Raw genomic sequence first — 2,427 nt, forward strand, 5'->3', positions numbered from 1 at the left:
CACTTTTGTGGAAGCCTTGGCAGCTTTTCGGACAGCGATGTCTTTCCGTTTCTTTGAGTGGCTGACCGAGAATCGGGATGTGTTTGCCGCTTACAAAGCCAGTTTAGGCTTTGTTTGGGCTTGAAATTTGTTTAAGTCCCATTACTCATGCAAAAGCAATTTTGTAGGGTGCGTTAGGCGGTGATAACCTTGGAATGAAAAACCAAAATTAGTAATCCGCCGTAACGCACCAGTTAAGTATTATCAAAGTTCTCGTCAACCAGAAGCTTAATCATTCTTGCTGCGCTGCTTTACGCGCAAGAAGGCGATCTCGCAATCCCTGGGGGTCAAATCTCCCTTGATTGATTACCCGAATCTCCTGTGCTTGCTGTTGTCGCTGTTGCAAGTAGGATTCTACTTCCGATTGGTGCTTGAGGTAAAAAGCGATCGTGGCGTAAACGTCAGCTAGGTTTAGTGATGGGTAACGATTAACGATTTCCGCTGCCGTCGCACCCTGATGAAATAAGGTCATAAGCATTTTCGTCGCCGTGCCTAGAATTTTATTGTCTAGTACAGCATCGCTACCATAGCATGATCGATTTAACTTGACTAGGAATGGATAAAGGCAAATAATCAATTAATCGATCGAGATCAAGACTCAATGTCTGATAACTTGTTATTGGTGGGGTAGGGAATCACCTAAGTCACCCTGTTGAATTATTGATTGTCACTAAAAATGTTTAAGCGATCGCTTTTCTTGCCCCTGTTAATTTTATCCCTTAGTTGTACGCTGCTTTTTAGTGCTTGTCGTCAACAAACAGCTAATAATCCCCCAGCAACGACCAATAATAATTCAGAAACTTTAAAACTTTTGTATTGGCAAGCACCGACGATTTTAAATCCCCATCTCTCCACGGGATTTAAAGACTCAGAAGCGAGTCGCATTACCTTAGAACCTTTGGCTAGTTTCGATGAAAAAGGGGAATTAGTTCCTTTTTTAGCGGCAGAAATTCCTACTATTGAAAATGGGGAAGTTGCCCGGGATGGTAAATCGGTGACATGGAAGCTAAAAAAAGATATTAAATGGTCAGATGGTACTCCTTTTACTGCCAAAGATGTCATCGCTACCTATAATTTTATCACCAATCCGAAAACCGGTTCTACTAGCGCTGGCAATTATGAAATAGTTAAAAGTGTGGAAGCGATCGATCCCCATACGGTTAAAATAACTTTTAAGCAAGTTAATCCCGCGTGGTCATTAGTTTTTGTGGGGACAGAAGGGATGATTTTACCAGCACATCTCTATGAAAAGTATAGCAATGAAACGGCACGCCAGGCCCCTGCTAATTTATTACCGGTGGGAACTGGCCCCTATAAAGTGGTAGAATTTAAACCGGGAGATACGGCGGTTTATGAACCAAATTCTTTTTTTCGAGAAGCGGATAAATTAGGTTTTCAAAGAATAGAATTAAAAGGAGGAGGTGATGCAACTTCTGCGGCACGAGCGGTTTTACAGACACAGGAGGCGGATTATGCCTATAATTTGCAAGTAGAGGCTAAGGTTTTAAGTGATTTAGAAAAAGCGGGTCGGGGTCAGTTAATATCTAGTTTCGGTTCTTTGATTGAACGAGTTTTATTTAATCTGAGCGATCCTAATCAAGCTACTCCTGAAGGTGAGAGGTCTAGTATTAAGTTTCCCCATCCTTTTTTGAGTGATGTAAAAGTAAGAGAAGCTTTATCTTTAGCCGTTGATAGAGATACTATTGCCACGCAGCTTTATGGTATTACTGGGAAAACAACTCCCAATTTTATCGTGATGCCATCGGAATATAATTCTCCCAATACTAGCTATGAATTTAATCTAGAAAAGGCTAAGAAATTACTAGATGATGCGGGATGGAAAGATAGTAATGGTGATGGCACTAGGGATAAAAATGGGGTAGAAATGAAATTAGTTTTTCAAACTACCGTCAATCCTCTCCGTCAGAAAACCCAAGAAATTATCAAACAAAGTTTACAAGCGATCGGGATAGGAGTAGAATTAAAAACTGTTGATGCCAGTATTTTCTTTTCTAGCGATCCTGCTAACGATGACACGGTAGAAAAGTTTTATGCTGACCTACAAATGTACACTACCGGTAATAATAGTCCCGATCCGAAAGCCTATTTTAAAACCTTTACCTGTAGCGAAATTCCCCAAAAAGCTGATGGTTGGGCCGGTGATAATTATGCTCGTTATTGTAATCCTGAATACGATAAATTATGGCAAGCTTTTAGTCAAGAATTAAACCCAGAAAAACGGCGAGAAATAGCGATTAAAATGAATGATATGTTAATTAATGATTTTGTGATTATTCCCCTAGTTCATCGTGCCGATGTGGTGGCAATTAGCAATAGTTTGTCGGGGTTTGAATTAACTCCCTGGGATAGAAATACTTGGAACATCAA

The 2,427-nt window shown here is 40.4% G+C and carries 2 protein-coding genes; one reads left to right on the plus strand and one right to left on the minus strand.

Going from position 1 to position 2,427, the window contains the following annotated elements; translation table 11 throughout:
• Nucleotides 1-271: 271 nt before the first annotated feature.
• Nucleotides 272-511, minus strand: coding sequence for a DUF433 domain-containing protein (locus PX481_RS26680; protein WP_228008435.1), 240 nt, complete (start codon nucleotides 509-511; stop codon nucleotides 272-274).
• A 204-nt stretch (nucleotides 512-715) separates the two neighbouring features.
• On the opposite strand from PX481_RS26680, the gene PX481_RS26685 reads away from it, so the two are divergent.
• Nucleotides 716-2,427: peptide ABC transporter substrate-binding protein (locus PX481_RS26685; RefSeq protein WP_288096950.1), on the plus strand; the 1,712-nt coding region annotated here is incomplete at its 3' end.

Source organism: Microcystis sp. M53603_WE2, from assembly GCF_030065435.1.

Bases quoted from the DNA above. Each gene is read 5' to 3' on its own strand.
- PX481_RS26680 (WP_228008435.1), bottom strand. From the start codon at position 511: ATGACCTTATTTCATCAGGGTGCGACGGCAGCGGAAATCGTTAATCGT.